The following is an 18,385-nucleotide window of genomic DNA, read 5'->3' as shown; positions in this document are numbered from 1 at the left end:
ATTCGCGCTTTGGTTGTAGGTGAATTTTCGCTGAATTTTTGTAAACGCTTTGTTTACGGGGGTTTCGCTCGTGGGCTCTGTTGACGGATGGTCGACAGTGCCCTTGGGGAAGGTTACCGGGAACCATTCTGGAATAGGCTTTTTTGCGGTCACTTGACAATATGTTGCCGGTTTTTAGACAGATTTCCCTTTGTTTCGGCGACCGGACTTAGTAAAACAAATCTGCCCAACTGGGGGGCGAAGTCTGCGGTCAAGGGGGCGACCTTGAGCTGTTCCACGTCTGGCAAGACGTCTAGGTAACGCGCTTTTTCGGTGTGTAACAACCCGTTATGTGCGCCGTGCCTAGCGGCATGTTCAATCGTGGAATGAGATTCGGTTGCGTCTGATTGTGTGTCTGATTCCTCCGAAGTTGTGTGTGTGGTGTTGGTGCCGCTGTTGTTGGAGTGCGAGAGTTGAGTCTGTGTGTGAATGACGTCGTGAGGCGTGCCGTGAGCGGCAGCCAAGACAATCCATCCCGACATTCCAATGAGGTTTCAGCTGGCGCCATGGGCGTACCGGTCGGTGCTGCACGTCTTGGCATCGGCGCGTCCCGGCCTGACGCCATCGCCCGGCCCTTGGTCTCGAATTCCCGCTATGCTGAAAACAAGGCGTTCAAGCGCCCAGGATCGACGGCAGTTTGTGCCGCATCCGCATTTATTGGTAAGGAGTTTTAATCATGGCCAGAATTCAAGGACGCGTTACACTCGACCAAGGCCTCGACAATCTCGAGCTCCAGGGGTCACGTCAAACTGATCCCAATGCCCTAGACCCCGGATTGGCTGGTATCACGGTTCAACTGATTGTCCCAGGCAACTTTGGCACGGTGATTCAAACCACGGTCACGGATGCAAATGGTTTCTATTTCTTTGATGGTCTTGCGTCAGGGAATTATGGCATCAGGGTCCCCACGAGCGTTAACGGAGCTACACTGGCGCGGCAAAACGCGGTCGGCGATTCCGGCAGTGCGGATGGTTTCCAAGAGGGCGATGAATACGCGTTTGACAGCGACATTTTCCCGGATGGCGACTCGGCCTTCTACTTCCTGTCCACCAACGAGGTCGAGGAAAACGTTGACGTCAGCTACGGTTTTTACGGAGGATCACCCGCGGATGGTATCGTCGGCGGGGCCGAGACCGGCGAATTCATGCCCGTTGGCTATTTCGACAGCCAGGGCGACCTGATCACCGAAGGCAATGACGTCATCTTCGGCAATGGCGGCGATGACGATATCCGTGCCGGTGGCGGCGATGACTTCGTCTCGGGCGGCACCGAGAATGACTTCATCGATGGTGGCGCGGGCAACGACAACCTCAATGGCGATGAGGGCAATGACGACCTGCGTGGTGATGCGGGTGACGATTTCCTGTTTGGCGGTGACGGCGACGATTTCCTTGACGGTGGCATCGGGAACGACTTTCTGGATGGTGGCGCTGGCAATGATGACCTGCGCGGTGGTGACGGAAATGACGTCCTGCGTGGTCTGGACGGCAATGACCAGCTGATCGGCGGTGCGGGCAATGACGACATGCTTGGCGGCTCCGGCGACGACCAGCTCTTTGGTGGTGACGGTGCCGACTTCATTGGCGGCCAGGATGGCAATGACCTGCTGAGTGGCGGGACGGGGGCGGATATCCTGTCGGGTGATCTGGGCAATGACACGATCACCGTCGGCAGCCCGGCCGAAGGCGCGGGCGACCAGGTGTTTGGTGGCCAGGGCGGTACGACGGATAACGACGTGCTTGACCTGCGTGGCGCAGGCCCGGTGACCATAACGGAAGAAGCCGATCCCAACGATGACGGCGCGACCCGCGGCACGGTCACGTTCAGCGATGGTTCGACCCTGAGTTTCGAGGGGATCGAGACGATCATCACCGATCCTGATGGGGTCGTGGACGGGGCCGAAACAGGCGAGTTCATGCCTGTGGGCTATGTGGATGAGCAGGGCGACGTTATCACAGACGGCGCCGACACGATCTTCGGCAATGGCGGCAATGACGATATTCGCGCAGGCGGCGGCAACGATGTTGTCGATGGCGGCACGGGCGGTGACTTCATCGATGCCGGGACCGGCGACGACACCGTCCTCGGCGGCGAAGGCAATGACGATCTGCGTGGCGGCGCCGGCAATGACAGCATCGACGGTGGTGTGGGCAACGAGTTCATCGACGGCGGCGCGGGCAACGACACCATCTTCGGCGGCGACGGCAATGACGACCTGCGTGGCGGAACGGAAGCGGATTTCGTCGATGGCGGTCTGGGCAACGACAGTGTTTTCGGCGGCGACGGCAACGACGCGCTGCGCGGCGGCGACGGCGAGGACACGCTGATCGGCGGCCTGGGCACCGATGACCTTCGCGGTGGCAACGACAACGACACGATCTTCGGTGATGCAGGCAATGACTTCGTCGAAGGCAACGCAGGGGATGACAGCATCTCCGGCGGCGACGGCGACGACAACCTGCGCGGCAACGAAGGCAACGACACGATCGATGGCGGTGCCGGCGACGAATTCATCGACGCTGGCATCGGCGACGACTCCATCCTCGGCGGCGCGGGCAATGACGACCTGCGCGGCGGTGATGGCAATGACGTCCTGAGCGGTGGCACAGGTTCGGACCAGATCATCAGTGGCGCGGGCAATGACACGATCACGGTTGCCAGCGCGGCCGAGGGCGCGGGCGATACGATCTTCGGCGGTGCCGGTGGCACGACCGACAACGACGTGCTCGACCTGCGCGGCGCGGGCCCGGTCACGATCACCGAGGAAGCCGATCCGAATGACCCTGATGCGACACGCGGCACGGTCACGTTCGCTGACGGCTCGACGCTGACCTTCGAGGGGATCGAGACGATCCTCAGCGATCCCGATGGGGTCGTGGACGGGGCCGAGACGGGCGAGTTCATGCCTGTGGGCTATGTGGATGAGCAGGGCGATCTCATCACCGAAGGCGCGGACACGGTCTTTGGCAATGGCGGCAATGACGATATCCGCACAGGCGGCGGCAACGATGTTGTCGATGGCGGCACGGGCAACGATTTCGTCGACGCCGGCTTGGGCGATGACACGGTCCTTGGCGGCGACGGCGTGGACAACCTGCGCGGCAACGAAGGCAACGACAGCATCGACGGCGGCATCGGCAATGATTTCGTCGACGGCGGCGCGGGCAACGACACGATCCTCGGCGGCGACGGCAACGATGATCTGCGCGGCGGCACGGAAAGCGACCTGGTGTCCGGCGGTGCCGGCGATGACCAGTTGCTCGGCGGTGACGGCAACGACACGCTGCGCGGCGATGTCGGCAACGACGTCATCAGGGGCGAAGCGGGCGCTGATTTCGTCGAGGGCGGGACAGGCGCAGACGAGATCTTTGGCGGCACGGGCAATGACAACCTTCGCGGTGGCGAGGGGAATGACACCATCGATGGCGGTATCGGCGTCGACTTCGTTGCTGGCGATGCGGGCGATGACAGCATCTCCGGCGGCGACGGCAACGACAACCTGCGCGGCGGCGACGGCAACGACACGATCCTCGGCGGCACCGGCAATGACTTCATCGGCAGCGATGCGGGCGATGACGAGCTCTTTGGCGGCGACGGTGTCGACGACTTGCGCGGCGGTGCCGGCGACGACCTGCTGGATGGTGGCGCGGGCGTCGATAGCCTGCGCGGCGAAGCGGGCAATGACACGATCACCGTCGGCAGCGCGGCCGAGGGCGCGGGCGATACGATCTTCGGCGGCGCGGAAGGCACGACCGACAACGATGTGCTCGACCTGCGCGGTGCGGGTCCGGTCACGATCACCGAGGAAGCCGATCCGAATGACCCTGATGCGACACGCGGCACGGTCACGTTCGCTGACGGCTCGACGCTGACCTTCGAGGGGATCGAGACGATCCTCAGCGATCCCGATGGGGTCGTGGACGGGGCCGAGACGGGCGAGTTCATGCCTGTGGGCTATGCCGATGAGCAGGGCGATGTCATCACCGAGGGCGCGGATACGGTCTTTGGCAATGGCGGCAATGACGATATCCGCACAGGCGGCGGCAACGATGTTGTCGATGGCGGCACGGGCAACGATTTCGTCGACGCCGGCTTGGGCGATGACACGGTCCTTGGCGGCGACGGCGTGGACAACCTGCGCGGCAACGAAGGCAACGACAGCATCGACGGCGGCATCGGCAATGATTTCGTCGACGGCGGCGCGGGCAACGACACGATCCTCGGCGGCGACGGCAACGATGATCTGCGCGGCGGCACGGAAAGCGACCTGGTCTCCGGCGGTGCCGGCGACGACCAGTTGCTCGGCGGTGACGGCAACGACACGCTGCGCGGCGATGACGGCAACGACGTCATCAGCGGCGAAGCGGGCGATGACAGCCTGGTGGGCGATGCGGGCAACGACGCGCTGGCTGGTGGTGAAGGTGACGACAGCCTTTTGGGCGGTGCGGGCAGCGACACGCTGGCTGGCGGCGAAGGCGCGGATGTTCTCGACGGCGGTCTGGGCGATGACGACCTTGTTGTCGGCGCGGGCGATACCGCGACGGGCGGCGATGGCGACGATGTGTTCACCGTAAACCCGATGCTGACGGGCGCGGGCCCGATCACTGTGGTCGGCGGCGAGACCGGCGAGGATCTGACCGATCCGACCAATGGCGGTGACGGCGATGTGCTGGACCTGACCGGTCTGGATGTGGTCTCGGTCACCTATGACAACACCGATCCGACCTTCGATCCGGTGACCGGTGTCAGCGAAAGCGGCACGGTTGTGTTCAACAATGACGCTGGCGATCCGGTCACCCTCAACTTCAGCGAGATCGAGACGGTGATCTTCGATCCGCTGGCCGATGGGGTTGTGGACGGCACGGCGGGTGACGATTCCCTGCCGGTAGGCTTTGCCGATGCGCAGGGCGATCAGATCGACGGCGCCGATGGCGACAACGATGTGATCGACGCGGGCGCGGGTAATGACACGGTCGAAGCCGGTCTGGGCGATGACAGTGTTCTTGGCGGTGCCGGGGACGATGTTCTTGATGGTGGCGATGGCGTCGACACGCTTGAGGGCGGTGACGGCAACGACTCGCTGACGGGCGGCGCGGGCAACGATACCCTGCTGGGCGATGCAGGCGCGGATACGCTGGTTGGTGGAGAAGGTGCGGATACGCTTCTTGGCGGCGATGGCGATGACGATATCGCGGTCGGCGGCCGCGATCTGGCCACGGGCGGCACGGGCGACGATGTATTCACGCTCGATCCGACCGATCCGGAGCCCAATATACAGGCGACGATCGATGGTGGTTCGGATGGTACCGATGGTGCGCCGGGCGGTCCGGAGAATGGTGACGCGGGCGATATCCTTGACCTGTCCTCTGAGACCGGTCCGCTTGAGGTGGTCTTTGATGCCAACCCGGAATCGGGTGCCGTTGATGGGCTTGATGGCGACGTGTTCCCGGATCTGGCCTTCAGCGAGATCGAACAGGTCATTACCGGTGCGGGCAACGATACGCTGGATGCGACTGCTGCGACCGGCCCGGTGGATATCGAAGCCGGTGCGGGCGATGACTCGGTCACGGCGGGGGCTGGCAATGACAGCGTCCTCGGCGATGCCGGCGACGACGTTCTGGATGGCGGTGCCGGTAACGACACGCTGGATGGCGGTGCCGATAACGATGCCCTGACGGGTGGTGCCGGTGACGACAGCCTGTTGGGCGGTGACGGCGCGGATACTCTGGCGGGTGGCGAAGGCAATGACACGCTGGATGGCGGCGCGGGCGACGATGATATCGCAGTCGGCGGCGGCGATGAGGCCACGGGTGGTGCCGGCGACGACGTGTTCACGCTGGATCCGACGGATACCAACCCGAATACGCAGATCACGATCGATGGCGGCACGGATGGTACCGATGGCACGCCGGGCGGGCCTGAGAATGGCGATGCGGGCGACATCCTCGATCTGTCGGATGCGACCGGACCGCTGGACGTTGTCTTCGGGACGAACCCTGAAACGGGGATTGTGAACGGTATCGATGGGGATGTGTTCCCGGATGTGTCCTTCTCGGAGATCGAACAGGTCATTACCGGCGCGGGCAACGATACGCTGGACGCCAGTACCGCGACCGGCCCGGTGGATATCGAAGCCGGTGCGGGCGACGACTCGGTCACGGCGGGGGCTGGTAATGACAGCGTCCTCGGCGATGCCGGCGATGACGTGCTGGATGGCGGTGCTGGCAACGACACGCTCGATGGTGGCGACGACAACGACGCCCTGACCGGTGGTGAAGGTGACGACAGCCTGTTGGGCGGCGCGGGCGAAGATACGCTGGCCGGCGGCGAGGGTGCAGATGTTCTCGACGGTGGTCTGGGAGATGACGCGCTGGAGGTCGGTGCGGGCGATGCTGCGACAGGTGGGGATGGTGACGATGTGTTCACCGTCGACCGGACACTGACCGGCGCCGATCCGATCACCGTCACTGGTGGCGAGAATGACGAGACCATTGGCGATACGCTTGATCTGAGCGGCAATGGTCCGGTGACCCTCGTCTTCGACACGGCCGATCCGACCTTCGATCCGGTCACTGGCCGGAGCGAAAGCGGTACGGCGACCTATACGAACGACAATGGCGACCTTGTCACCGTCAACTTCTCGGAAATCGAGAACATCATTCCCTGCTTCACGCCGGGCACGGTGATCGCGACCCCGAGAGGCGAGCGGCTGGTGCAGGATCTGCAGGTTGGCGACCGGATCATCACCCGCGACAACGGCATCCAGGAGATCCGCTGGATCGGGCGCCGAGATCTGCAGGGGCGCGAGCTGCTGCAGGCCCCGCATCTCAAGCCGGTTCTGATCCGCGCAGGATCGCTTGGATACGGTTTGCCCGAGCGGGACATGGTGGTCAGCCCCAACCATAGGGTTCTGATCAACAACGAACGCACGGCGCTCTATTTCGAGGATCGTGAAGTGCTGGCCGCGGCCAAGCATCTGACGGGTCTCGAAGGGGTCGATTCGGTGGATGCGAGCTCGGTGAGCTATATTCACTTCATGTTCGATCAGCACGAGGTCGTGCTGTCGGATGGGGCGTGGACCGAAAGCTTCCAGCCGGGCGAGCAGACCATGGACGGTATGGGGCAGGCGCAGCGCGACGAGATCTACGAGCTGTTCCCCGAACTGCGGGAGGCCGATGGGCTCAAAGCCTATCAGGCGGCACGCCGGTCCCTGAAGAAGCACGAAGCCAAGCTGTTGCTGAGCTAAGACATGCAGCCGACCGGCGCGCACCCATCGGGGGTGTGCCGGTCTCCGGAAACGGGCCTGGGGGCTGTCCTGTTTTCAGAAACGGAACAATCCCGGCGGTAACGTCGGGATTGTTTTGTGTTTGATCATTGTCCTGCCTGCGCCTGTTGTGGCAGCGGGCGATTTTCCGGGCCTTGTTGCAGTCCGGTGTCCAGCCGGTCCAAGCGCGCGCCAGTCTGCGCGTCTTCTTTGTCGTCGCCAAGGATAGGTTCAGGCCCTGTTTCTGGCAAGACCGGTCGCCTGTTACAAAAGCTTCACCGGAGTGTCACGAGGCTTTCGAGAATCCGGCCTAGGCCATGTCTCGATCGTTTTGGGGGATGCCTAGTGCTGAAGATTACCAAACTGACAAGAAAGTTCGGTCCGAACACGGCTGTCGACGCCGTATCGTTCACGGTCGAAAAGCCGATGATGATCGGCATCATTGGCCGCTCGGGCGCCGGGAAATCGACGCTGTTGCGGATGGTGAACCGGCTGACGGACGCGACCGAGGGCAAGATCGAGTTCGAAGGGCGCGACGTGACAGCGCTGAAGGGCGATGCCAAGCGCGCCTGGCAATCCGACTGCGCGATGATCTTTCAGCAGTTCAACCTCGTGCCGCGGATGGATGTGGTGTCGAACGTGCTGCATGGCACGCTCAATCGCCGCTCGACGCTGGCGACCATGTTCAACCTCTATCCGCAGGCGGATATCTGCCGCGCCATCGAGATCCTGGATCGTCTGGGCATCGCGGAACACGCGCCCAAGCGCGCCGAGGCGTTGTCGGGCGGCCAGCAGCAGCGCGTCGCTATTGCCCGTGCGCTGATGCAGGACCCCAGGATCGTTCTGGCCGACGAGCCGATCGCCAGCCTTGACCCGATGAATGCCCAGCTGGTGATGGACGACCTGCGCCGCATCCACGAAGAGGATGGCCGCACGGTCATCGCCAATCTGCACACGCTCGATACCGCACGGCGCTATTGCGACCGGGTGATCGGGATGCTGCATGGCCGGATCGTTTTCGACGGCACGCCCGAGCAACTGACCACGGGTGCCGCGCGCGACATTTACGGCGCCGATGCCGGGTTTTCCGAGACCAGCACCTCGACCTCGATCGAGACGCTCGAGCGAGCGGGCGTTCGCGCGATGCGTACGGCCGAGGCCGCGATCTGACGTTACCCGCCCTGCCGCGGCATGCGGCAGAGCTTTCTCTGAAACAGCTTCAAGACCGAAACCCGAAAGAGGATATCATGAAGAAACTGCTTGCTGCCATCGTGGCCACGACCGCCCTGACCGCCCCGGTCATGGCTCAGGATATCACCGAATTCCGCATCGGCATTCTCGGTGGTGAAAACGCCCAGGACCGCATGACATCGAACGAGTGCTTCCGCGCCAAGGCCGAGGAACTTCTGGGCGTGCCGGTCAAGCTGTTCACGCCGGCCGATTACGACGGCGTGATCCAGGGTCTGCTGGGCGGCACGATCGACATGGCGTGGCTGGGCGCATCGGCCTATGCCAAGACCTATCTGACCGACCCCGAAGCGGTCGAGCCGGTTCTGGTGAAGGTCAATACCGATGGCTCGTATGGCTATCACTCGATCGGTTTTGCCCGCAAGGACAGCGGCATCGCGTCGCTCGAGGATATGCAGGGCAAGAAATTCGGCTTTGGCGACCCGAACTCGACCTCGGGTTACCTGATCCCGTCGATCGAGATCCCGGCGCTGACCGGCGCGACGATGGAGAACGGCGCCTATTTCGGCGAGGTCGTCTTTACCGGCGGTCACGAGCAGACCATCGTTGCCGTGAGCAATGGCGATGTAGATGGCGGTGTCACATGGGCCGACGGTATCGGCGAATGGGAAGACGGCTATAACTCGGGTGCGCTGCGCAAGGCATCGGATGCGGGTCTTGTCGACATGAACGAGCTGGTAGAAATCTGGCGCTCGAAGCCGATCCCGGAAGGCCCGATCGTTCTGCGCAAGGATCTGCCCGAGCGCGTCAAGCTGGACATGGTCGCGATGACCGGCTCGCTCAAGGCACTGGACCCCGAATGCGCCTACAACTTCATGGCCGGTGACTCGCTTGGCGTGATGCCGATCAACCATGATGCGTATCTCTCGATCATCGAGGCGCGCAAGTCCAAGATGTAAGCCGCAAGGCGGATACATCGGCCGGTCCCTCACGGGGCCGGCTCGTTCTTTTTTCGTTTTCCCGCCCCGTCATCTCGTCAAGGAGCAAAGCCGCATGGCCGATACCTCGCTGGCCCGGAACAGTGCAGCGCCGGACACCTCCGCAATTCAAGACGCCTATCTGGCCATGACGCGTACCAAGCGCATGTATGGCGGGATCATGCTGGTGATCTTCATTGCGCTGATGACATCGGGGTTCATGCTGGCCGATAGCCGCAATGCGGGCGGGTTCTGGGACGGGATCCTGAACATCTTCGCGTTTCCCGGCGAAGTGCTCGCGGAAGCGCGCGAGAAGGTGACGCTGATCCCGGCGCTGATGGTGAAATTTTTCCCGTCGCTGATCGAGACGGTGAATATCGCCGCGGCCTCGACCCTGATTGGTGGGCTGCTGGCGGTGGTGCTTTCGCTGTTGTCGACACGCGGGCTGGCGCGGTTTCCGACGCTGGTCGGTCCTTTCCGCCGGTTGATGGATATCCTGCGCGCGGTGCCCGAGATCGTGATTGCGCTGGTGTTGATCTTCATCTTGGGTGGCGGGCCGGTGCCGGCGATGATCGCCATCGCGCTGCATACGGCCGGTGCCTTGGGCAAGCTCTTTTCCGAGGTCAACGAGAATGCCAGCCTGAAGCCGCTGGAGGGGCTGGAATCGGTTGGGGCGAACTGGACCCAAAGGATGATTCTGGGCGTGGTGCCACAGGTGGCGCCCAACTGGCTGAGCTATGCGCTGCTGCGCTTCGAGATCAATATCCGGGCCTCGGCGATCCTTGGTTTCGTGGGGTCAGGCGGGATCGGTTATGATCTCAAGAACGCCTTCAGCTGGGGGCAGGGCCGCTACGACGAGGTGGCGGCGATCTTCATCCTGCTGTTCCTGACGATCGTGCTTTTCGACCAGCTGTCGAGCCATTACCGCAACAAACTTGTCGGAAAGGTCTGACCCATGAGTGCAACGGCAGAAATGGTGACGGGCGGCAATCCTGCACAGGATGCGGTGGCGCGGTTCCGACGCAAGCAGATTGCGGGCTTTGCGGTGCCTGCCGTGATCCTAGCCTATTTCGTCTATCTTTTCTTCGCCTTCGACATTGCCGGGCTGGTGGACCGTGCCCGCATGGACAACGCGAAAATCCTTGTGGCCGATAGCTATAGCTACAAGACCCATATCACCCACGACAATCGCAATGGCGGTGTGAGCTTTGCGATCGAGGGCGAGAACAAGGGCACCTATCCCGACGGCATGATGCCCGGGTTTGTCACGTCCACGGGCGAAGATGCCGTCAAGATCACGCTGGATGCGGGCGAGGTGGCCGAGATCGAAGGCTCGACCCTGCGCTATAGCTTGCCCGATTACGGCACGGTGACCGTGACGGTCGAGGGGCGGGATATTTCGCTTGAGACACCGGACGGGACCATCCCCGACTGGATCAGCGCCAGCAATGCCCGTGTCAACATCACGGGCGAGGGTGGCCGCGCGACCGTGACCCGCGCCCGCACCGAGGTCTATGTCTATTCCTATGGCTGGGAGCTCTTCTGGTTCACGCTCGACAGCCCGTTCTATGGCAAGTCCTTTGCCGAACTGGTGACGTTGGCGGTATCGGGCGAGCAGGTGATCGAGGGTCAGAGCAACTTTGCCGCCATGCTCAGTGAGGTCTGGAACAACAGCATGTGGCGGCACAAGGATGTGATCTGGGCGATCTTCGAGACCATCCTGATGGCTTTTCTCGGCACGATGGGGGCTGCGATCGTGGCGCTGCCGATGGCATTCATCGCGGCGCGTAATTTCAATCGTCTGGCAAGTCTGCGCTTCGCGATCCGGCGGGTGTTCGATTTTGTACGCGGGGTGGATGGGCTGATCTGGACGATCATCCTGTCGCGCGCCTTCGGTCCCGGCCCGATGACCGGCGCGCTCGCGATCCTGATCACCGATACCGGCAGCTTCGGCAAGATATTCTCTGAGGCGCTGGAAAATGTCGACGACAAGCAGATCGAGGGTGTCACCTCGACCGGGGCGAAGCCGCTGCAACGCTACCGGTTCGGGGTGATCCCGCAGATCACGCCGGTGCTGTTGAGCCAGGTTCTGTATTACCTCGAATCCAACACGCGTAGCGCCACGGTGATCGGCGCGATCACTGGAGGCGGCATCGGCCTGTTGCTGACCCAAGCGATCATCACTCAGAAGGACTGGGAAGAGGTGAGCTATTACATCATGCTGATCATCATCATGGTGATCTTCATGGACACGGTATCGGGCTGGCTGCGGCGCAAGCTGATCCGATCCGACGATAGCGGCGTCTGAGCCGCATGGCGAGACACGGGACGGCGCCGAGCGCACGGACCGGCAAGGGTAGAAGAGAATGAAAAGACTGAACGCGGAGGCGCCGCTGATCCATCCCGAGTGCGAGATAACCGAAAGCGATCTGGGGTCCTATACCGAGATCGGGCGCGGCAGCCGCGTGGCGCATTCGGTGATCGGGGATTATTCCTATTGTGACAGGTTTTGCGACATCGCCAATGCCGATGTGGGTCGGTTCAGCAATATCGCCAGTTTCGTGAGGATCGGCGCCACGGATCATCCGTTGGACCGGGCGAGCCTGCATCATTTCATGTATCGATCTGCCAGTTACTGGGACGATGCCGAGGACGATGCTGCATGGTTCGAGCATCGCCGGTCACGGCGCGCCCATATCGGGCATGATACATGGATCGGGCATGATGCGCAGATCAAGCCGGGCCTGAGCATTGGACATGGCGCGATTGTCGCCTCGGGGGCGATCGTTACGAAGGATGTGGCGCCTTATACGATCGTTGCGGGTGTGCCTGCGAAGCCGGTGCGGCCTCGCCAGCCCGCTGCATTGGCCGAACGGTTGATCGCCCTTGGCTGGTGGGACTGGAGCCACGATCGGCTGCGCGTGGCACTCGGGGATTTCCGGGCGCTTTCCGCCGAGGCTTTTCTGGAAAAGTACGGCGGTTGACGACATTGTAAAAAAGCACCCCTGTCCGGGGCCGCCGCCGGATTGTCGCGAAAGGATCGGGGTCAGGGTCACTCTGCGGCAAGAGCCATACGGTTGCCGATGGACAGGAAGCGATGTGCAGCCTCGCCGGTCAGATGGGTGATGCGGCCTGCGACGAGCGTGGCCTCGATCTCGCGGGTGTCTGCATTCACGACCGTCAGATCCGCCCTGCGTCCGTAGTCGATCACGCCCCGGTCGGGCAAACCCATGATGTGGGCAGGCGTCGCAGAGATCATCGCCCAGGCCGAGGCCAGATCGAGAATGCCGTGATCGGCCAGATGGAATGCCGCCTGTGCCAGCGCGGGGTAGTAGTAGTCCGAGACAAGCGCATCGCAATGGCCCGATGCGATCAGGTCAGCGGCCGAGATGTTGCCCGCCTGCGATCCGCCGCGCACCACGTTGGGCGCGCCCATGATCACCGGATCGTTGACTGCCTTGGCCAGCCGTGCGGCGGAGCGCGAGATGGGGAATTCGCAGATCCGGGCGCCGATCATCGCAAAGGTCTCCCGGGTTTCGCCGTCGGGATCATCATGGCTGCCGTAGCGCACGCCCAAAGCATCGAAGGTTTCGGCCAGACGACACAGATAGCGCGGCACCGCGCGGCCCTGTTTGCGCGCCTCTTCAACAACGGCGAGGTGCTCTTGCGGGCTACGGCCTGCCTCTTTGGCCCAACCTGCCAGAACCTCTGGGCGGCTGTGTGACAGGGTGACGGCCTCTTCCAGGTGGTTGTTGAAGACCACGTAGCCCACGCCGTGCCGTTTGACGGCGGCGATCAGACGGTCGGCAGTGTCGACGGTATGGGTCTCGCAGCGGATCTGCACCCGAAGATCGGTCTTCATCCGGGCGCGGTAAACGGCGTGGGCCTCGAGCATCGCCTCGGCGTGATCTGGGCTGCGCCGTCCGCCTTCCCAGGACCAGCTTTGCGCAAGCCACGCGGTTGTCACGCCATTGGCGGCAGCGTCCCGGTCGGTGCCGATCAGCCCCTGCTCAATGGAGAATGGTGCGGTGGGGCGCGGGGCGGTGTGTCGCTCGAACGCGTCGCCATGCAGGTCTATGATGCCCGGGAGGATATAATAGCCGGTCAGATCGACCTCGGGGAAAGGGCCTCTGCCGATGCAACCGGATTCGATCGCGACAGAGCGCGTCTGAAGTTCGCCGTCACGCAGGACGGTCGCGCCGGTCAGGCGAATATCGGGCCATTGCATGGACATCGGACTGCTCTTGTCTGCCGTTTTCGCAAATCTAGCGCAGGATTGTATCGCCCGCATGACAAACCCTTGGACTCCCTCATGAATCGGAGTGGGTGAGGGTGACTCTGTCGCCGGCGAACCAGGTGCGCCCATATTCCACCGGTTGCTTGTCCGGATCGACATTCAGCGAGACCGAGCGCAGGATCGGTGCGCCCTCGGTGATCCGAAGGTGCAGCGCCTGTGTCGGATTGGCGAGTTTCGCGGTCAGGCGCGTCCAGGCCCGTGTGTAATCGGCGACGCCCTGTGCGCGCAGAGCCTCGGTGACCGAATGAAGCCGGGCCAAGGCTTCGGGCAGATCGGGAAAACGCTCGGCGGGAAAGACGCTGCGGAAAAGGGCGACCGGCGCCCCATCTGATAGCGACAGCCCGTCATAGACATGCACGGCGGCGCCGGGTTCCAGGTTCAGGGCTTCGGCTTCGCGCTGATCGGCGGCGCGGGTTTCCAGACCAAGGACTGTCTTGGCCGGCATGCGCCCTGCCGCGCGCAGGTTCTGGTGAAAGCGAACGCGCCTGCCGATTGGGTAATCGGTGGGCTTATGGGTGACAAAGACGCCTGCGCCCCGGCGGGTATGGATCATACCGTCCTCGGCCAGTTGCGCCAGCGCTCGGCGCACGGTGTGCCGGTTGACGCCGAACCGGGTGGACAGCGCCGCTTCGGTCGGGAGCTTGTCGCCCGGCGCATAGCGGGATGCGGCGATGTCGGCGCTCAGGGCGGCATGGATGGATTTCCAGATCGGGGTGCGAGTGGTGGTCTGGGTCATGTCACGAAAACTTCACGCTTCGGGGATTGCGCGACTCGGCGTGTCGGCGTAATGATTTGTCTAGTTGTATAGAATAATAGACAAATCCGCAAGGTGTCTAGATGACCGAGATCGAAAAGAGACAGCACTGGATGAGCCTGCTGGCCAAGGCGCCTGCAGCCGAGCTGGACAGGCTGTGGTCGGCGCTTGGGTTGGTGCCGGACTATGGCTATCTGCGCTCCCCCGAAGCCGGTGGCGTCATGGTGCGCGGACGGGCCGGCGCGACCGGCGCGCCCTTCAATCTGGGCGAGATGACGGTGACGCGCTGTTCGGTGAAACTGAGCGGGGGCGAGGTGGGGCATGCCTATGTCCAGGGGCGCGACAAGGCGCACGCGACACAAGCGGCCCTGATCGATGCGCTGATGCAGACGGGGCAGGCGGCATTCGTGCGCGAGGCGGTTCTGGCGCCGTTGGATGAGGCGCAGCAGGCAGCCCGCGCGGCGCGTGCGGCCAAGGCCGCGGCGACCAAGGTGGATTTCTTCACGATGGCACGAGGAGAAGACTGATGCAGGCCGAGGCACTGGATGGCGGATTCGCCGATGGCCCGATCGATGCCGCGCGCGCGTTTCGTGCGGCGATGTCCGCAATGGCCCGGCCTGGCCGGATCGAGCGGCTGGCAGGTGCCGCACCGCCCGCGCCGCTGTCGCGGGCGGCTGGTGCACTGATCCTGACGCTGTGCGATCCGGAAACGCCGGTGCATCTGGCCGGGGCGCATGATGCCGCGGCCTTGCGCGACTGGATCACGTTTCACACCGGCGCACCGCTGGTCGGGGCGGAGGATGCGATGTTCGCCATTGGTGATTGGGACGCGCTGCAGCCGCTTGATGCCTACCGGGTCGGCACTTCGGACTATCCCGACCGCGCCGCCACCCTGATCGTCGAGATGCCGGCGCTTGCGGCGCAGGGCGCCCGGTTGACCGGCCCCGGCATAAAGGAGAGCGCGCATCTCTCGCTGCCCGAGACGGCGGCGTTCCGGCGCAACGCGGCGCAGTTTCCCCTGGGCCTCGATTTCTTTCTGACCTGTGGTGATCAAGTGGCGGCCCTGCCGCGCAGCACCTGTGTGGAGGACATCTGATGTATGTGGCGGTCAAAGGTGGCGAGCGGGCGATCGACAACGCCCATGCCTGGCTGGCCGAGGAGCGGCGCGGCGATCTGTCGGTGGCGGAATTGTCGGTGGCGCAGATCCGCGAGCAACTGAGCCTTGCCGTGAACCGGGTGATGGTCGAGGGGTCGCTTTACGATCCCGATCTGGCGGCGCTGGCGATCAAGCAGGCGCGCGGCGATCTGATCGAGGCGATTTTCCTCATTCGGGCCTATCGCACCACCTTGCCCCGTTTCGGTGCATCAAGGCCGGTCGATACCGCGCAGATGGCCTGTGACCGGCGTATCTCGGCTACGTTCAAGGATGCGCCCGGCGGACAGGTTCTGGGGCCGACCTTCGACTACACGCATCGCTTGCTGGATTTCAAGCTGGCCGCAGAAGGTGCCGCCCCCGAGGCGCCAAGCGCCGCACCGCAGGATGGACCCGTGCCGCATATCACCGGGTTTCTGAACCGTGAAGGGCTGATCCAGACCGAAGCCGCCAGTGACGACACCCCGCCCGACCTGACGCGCGAGCCGATGGAGCTGCCCGCCGAGCGGCCCTTGCGCTTGCAGGCGCTGTCGCGGGGGGATGAGGGGTTTGTCCTCAGCCTCGCCTATTCCACGCAGCGCGGTTATGCCCGCAACCATGCTTTCGTGGGCGAGTTGCGGATCGGGGCTGTGGCGGTCGAGATGGATATCCCCGAGCTGGGCTTCGCCATCGAGATCGGCGAAATCACCCTGACCGAATGCGAGACGGTCAATCAGTTCAAGGGATCGAAAACCGAGCCGCCGCAATTCACCCGTGGCTATGGGCTGGTCTTTGGCCAGACCGAGCGCAAGGCGATTTCCATGGCGTTGGTGGATCGCGCGCTGCGCTGGAAGGAACTGGGCGAGGACAATCAGGGCGCGCCGGCGCAGGACGAGGAATTCGTGCTGATGCATTGCGACAACATTCAGGCGACCGGGTTTCTCGAGCATATCAAGCTGCCGCATTACGTGGATTTCCAGTCCGAGCTGGAACTGGTGCGAAAGCTGCGCCGCGAGGCGCAGGACGGCGCGGGCGCGGCCCCCGTGCAGGAGGCTGCGGAATGACCGAGTACAACTTCGCCTATCTGGATGAACAGACCAAGCGGATGATCCGCCGCGCCATCCTCAAGGGATTGGCGGTGCCGGGCTATCAGGTGCCCTTTGCCAGCCGCGAAATGCCGATGCCCTATGGCTGGGGCACCGGCGGCGTGCAGGTCAGCGCGGCAACGCTGGTCCCCGAGGACCGCTTCAAGGTGATCGACCAGGGGGCCGACGACACCACCAACGCGGTGTCGATCCGCAAGTTCTTTGAGCGCACCGCCGGTGTCGAGACGACCGAACACACCGCCGAGGCCAGCGTGATCCAGACCCGCCACCGCATCCCCGAGACGCCACTGAGCGAGGATCAGATCCTTGTCTACCAGGTACCGATCCCCGAGCCGCTACGCTTTCTGGAGCCGCGCGAGACCGAGACCCGCAAGATGCACAGCCTCGAGGAATATGGCCTCATGCATGTGAAACTATACGAGGATATCAGCCAGCACGGCGCGATCGCCACCTCCTATGCCTATCCGGTCAAGGTGGAGGGGCGCTATGTGATGGACCCGTCGCCGATCCCGAAATTCGACAACCCCAAACTGTCGGATTGCCCGGCGATCCAGCTGTTCGGCGCAGGGCGCGAACAGCGGATCTATGCGCTGCCGCCCTATACACGCGTTGTCAGTCTGGATTTCGAGGACTACCCGTTCGAGGCCAGCAAGGCCGATCATGCCTGCGATCTGTGTGGCGCTGGAGACAGCTATCTCGATGAGGTCATCACCGACGATCAGGGAGGGCGCATCTTCGTGTGCTCTGACACGGATTATTGCCGGGGTCGCCGCGAGGCGGGCCATGTGGGGACGCAGGCGCAGGACGCGCCGATGATGACGGAGGCCCGAGCATGAGCCCCCAACCGCTTTTGCAAGTGCGCGATATCACCCGATTTTACGGCACAAGGATCGGCTGCCGCGACGTGAGTTTCGATCTCTATCCCGGAGAGGTCATGGGCATTGTCGGGGAGAGCGGATCGGGTAAATCCACGCTTCTCGGCTGCCTCGCCGGTCAGTTAGCTCCTGATGCCGGCGAGGTTCTGTTCGACACCCGCACCGATGGCCCGCGCGATACGCTCAAGATGTCCGAGCCTGAACGCCGGATGCTGTCGCGCACGGATTGGGCCTTTGTGCATCAGCATGCGCGCGACGGGCTGCGCATGGGGGTGAGTGCGGGCGGCAATGTGGGCGAGCGGCTGATGGCCGTGGGTGCGCGGCATTATGGCGACATCCGCGATCAGGCGGTCGATTGGCTGGGCCGGGTCGAGATCCCGGCGGATCGGGTGGATGACCGGCCCACGGCCTTTTCGGGCGGCATGCAGCAGCGGTTGCAGATCGCCCGCAATCTGGTCACCGGGCCAAGGCTGGTCTTCATGGACGAGCCGACCGGCGGGCTGGATGTGTCGGTGCAGGCGCGGTTGCTCGATCTGTTGCGGGGACTGGTGCGCGAAATGGGTCTCTCGGCGATCATCGTGACCCATGATCTGGCGGTGGTGCGGCTGCTGGCCGACCGGCTGATGGTGATGAAAGACGGGCATGTGGTGGAAACCGGCCTGACCGATCAGGTGCTGGATGATCCTCAGCATGGGTATACACAATTGCTGGTCTCCAGCGTGCTGCAAGTCTGAGACAGGCAGGCTGTCCCGG

General features: G+C 63.3%; 13 protein-coding genes. 11 read left to right on the top strand and 2 right to left on the bottom strand.

From position 1 onward, the window contains the following. Window positions 1-862: 862 nt before the first annotated feature. The 6 genes from F3H35_RS14520 (at window position 863) to F3H35_RS14495 (ending at window position 12,452) form a co-directional block, all read left to right on the top strand. A complete protein-coding gene (locus F3H35_RS14520; protein ID WP_188129984.1) occupies window positions 863-7,285 on the top strand; it encodes a Hint domain-containing protein in 6,423 nt (2,140 codons plus the stop codon). Between the two features lie 363 nt (window positions 7,286-7,648). Then, on the top strand, window positions 7,649-8,473 hold the full coding sequence (gene phnC, locus F3H35_RS14515; RefSeq protein ID WP_149780273.1) for a phosphonate ABC transporter ATP-binding protein: 825 nt from the start codon (window positions 7,649-7,651) through the stop codon (window positions 8,471-8,473). Window positions 8,474-8,550: 77 nt separating this feature from the next. Beyond that, on the top strand, window positions 8,551-9,450 hold the full coding sequence (phnD, locus tag F3H35_RS14510; RefSeq protein WP_149780272.1) for a phosphonate ABC transporter substrate-binding protein: 900 nt from the start codon (window positions 8,551-8,553) through the stop codon (window positions 9,448-9,450). Between the two features lie 94 nt (window positions 9,451-9,544). Further along, window positions 9,545-10,420, top strand: coding sequence for a phosphonate ABC transporter, permease protein PhnE (gene phnE, locus F3H35_RS14505; RefSeq protein WP_149780271.1), 876 nt, complete (start codon window positions 9,545-9,547; stop codon window positions 10,418-10,420). Window positions 10,421-10,423: 3 nt separating this feature from the next. Continuing rightward, complete coding sequence (gene phnE / locus F3H35_RS14500; protein WP_149780270.1) at window positions 10,424-11,776, top strand: phosphonate ABC transporter, permease protein PhnE; 1,353 nt, start codon at window positions 10,424-10,426, stop codon at window positions 11,774-11,776. Window positions 11,777-11,834: 58 nt separating this feature from the next. Further along, the gene (locus F3H35_RS14495; protein WP_149780269.1) at window positions 11,835-12,452 is read left to right on the top strand and encodes an LbetaH domain-containing protein; all 618 of its coding nucleotides are present in this window, start codon (window positions 11,835-11,837) and stop codon (window positions 12,450-12,452) included. A gap of 68 nt (window positions 12,453-12,520) precedes the next feature. On the opposite strand, the gene F3H35_RS14490 is transcribed toward F3H35_RS14495, so the two are convergent. After that, complete coding sequence (locus F3H35_RS14490) at window positions 12,521-13,702, bottom strand: alpha-D-ribose 1-methylphosphonate 5-triphosphate diphosphatase (RefSeq protein ID WP_149780268.1); 1,182 nt, start codon at window positions 13,700-13,702, stop codon at window positions 12,521-12,523. Window positions 13,703-13,778: 76 nt separating this feature from the next. Continuing rightward, window positions 13,779-14,501 carry a phosphonate metabolism transcriptional regulator PhnF gene (phnF, locus tag F3H35_RS14485; RefSeq protein ID WP_149780267.1) on the bottom strand — a complete coding sequence of 241 codons (723 nt, stop codon included), beginning with the start codon at window positions 14,499-14,501 and terminating at the stop codon, window positions 13,779-13,781. 101 nt (window positions 14,502-14,602) lie between these two features. On the opposite strand from phnF, the gene phnG reads away from it, so the two are divergent. The 5 genes from phnG to phnK are packed head-to-tail and all read left to right on the top strand — an operon-like array spanning window position 14,603 to window position 18,366. Continuing rightward, window positions 14,603-15,046: a phosphonate C-P lyase system protein PhnG gene (gene phnG / locus F3H35_RS14480; protein ID WP_149780266.1), complete on the top strand. Its 444-nt coding sequence runs from the start codon at window positions 14,603-14,605 to the stop codon at window positions 15,044-15,046. Continuing rightward, window positions 15,046-15,615 carry a phosphonate C-P lyase system protein PhnH gene (gene phnH / locus F3H35_RS14475; RefSeq protein WP_149780265.1) on the top strand — a complete coding sequence of 190 codons (570 nt, stop codon included), beginning with the start codon at window positions 15,046-15,048 and terminating at the stop codon, window positions 15,613-15,615. Before phnG ends, phnH begins: the two co-directional genes overlap by 1 nt. Beyond that, the gene (locus tag F3H35_RS14470; RefSeq protein ID WP_149780264.1) at window positions 15,615-16,715 is read left to right on the top strand and encodes a carbon-phosphorus lyase complex subunit PhnI; all 1,101 of its coding nucleotides are present in this window, start codon (window positions 15,615-15,617) and stop codon (window positions 16,713-16,715) included. The genes phnH and F3H35_RS14470 overlap by 1 nt, the downstream gene beginning before the upstream one ends. Beyond that, the gene (locus F3H35_RS14465; RefSeq protein WP_149780263.1) at window positions 16,712-17,593 is read left to right on the top strand and encodes an alpha-D-ribose 1-methylphosphonate 5-phosphate C-P-lyase PhnJ; all 882 of its coding nucleotides are present in this window, start codon (window positions 16,712-16,714) and stop codon (window positions 17,591-17,593) included. The genes F3H35_RS14470 and F3H35_RS14465 overlap by 4 nt, the downstream gene beginning before the upstream one ends. After that, window positions 17,590-18,366: a phosphonate C-P lyase system protein PhnK gene (gene phnK, locus F3H35_RS14460; RefSeq protein WP_149780262.1), complete on the top strand. Its 777-nt coding sequence runs from the start codon at window positions 17,590-17,592 to the stop codon at window positions 18,364-18,366. The genes F3H35_RS14465 and phnK overlap by 4 nt, the downstream gene beginning before the upstream one ends. Window positions 18,367-18,385 lie beyond the last annotated feature (19 nt).

Origin of the sequence: Roseovarius litoreus, assembly GCF_900142765.1 — a bacterium.
GTDB classification, from domain to species: domain Bacteria; phylum Pseudomonadota; class Alphaproteobacteria; order Rhodobacterales; family Rhodobacteraceae; genus Roseovarius; species Roseovarius litoreus.
The sequence above is the reverse complement of the archived record's forward strand: the minus strand, read 5'-3'. Positions and strand labels throughout refer to the sequence as shown.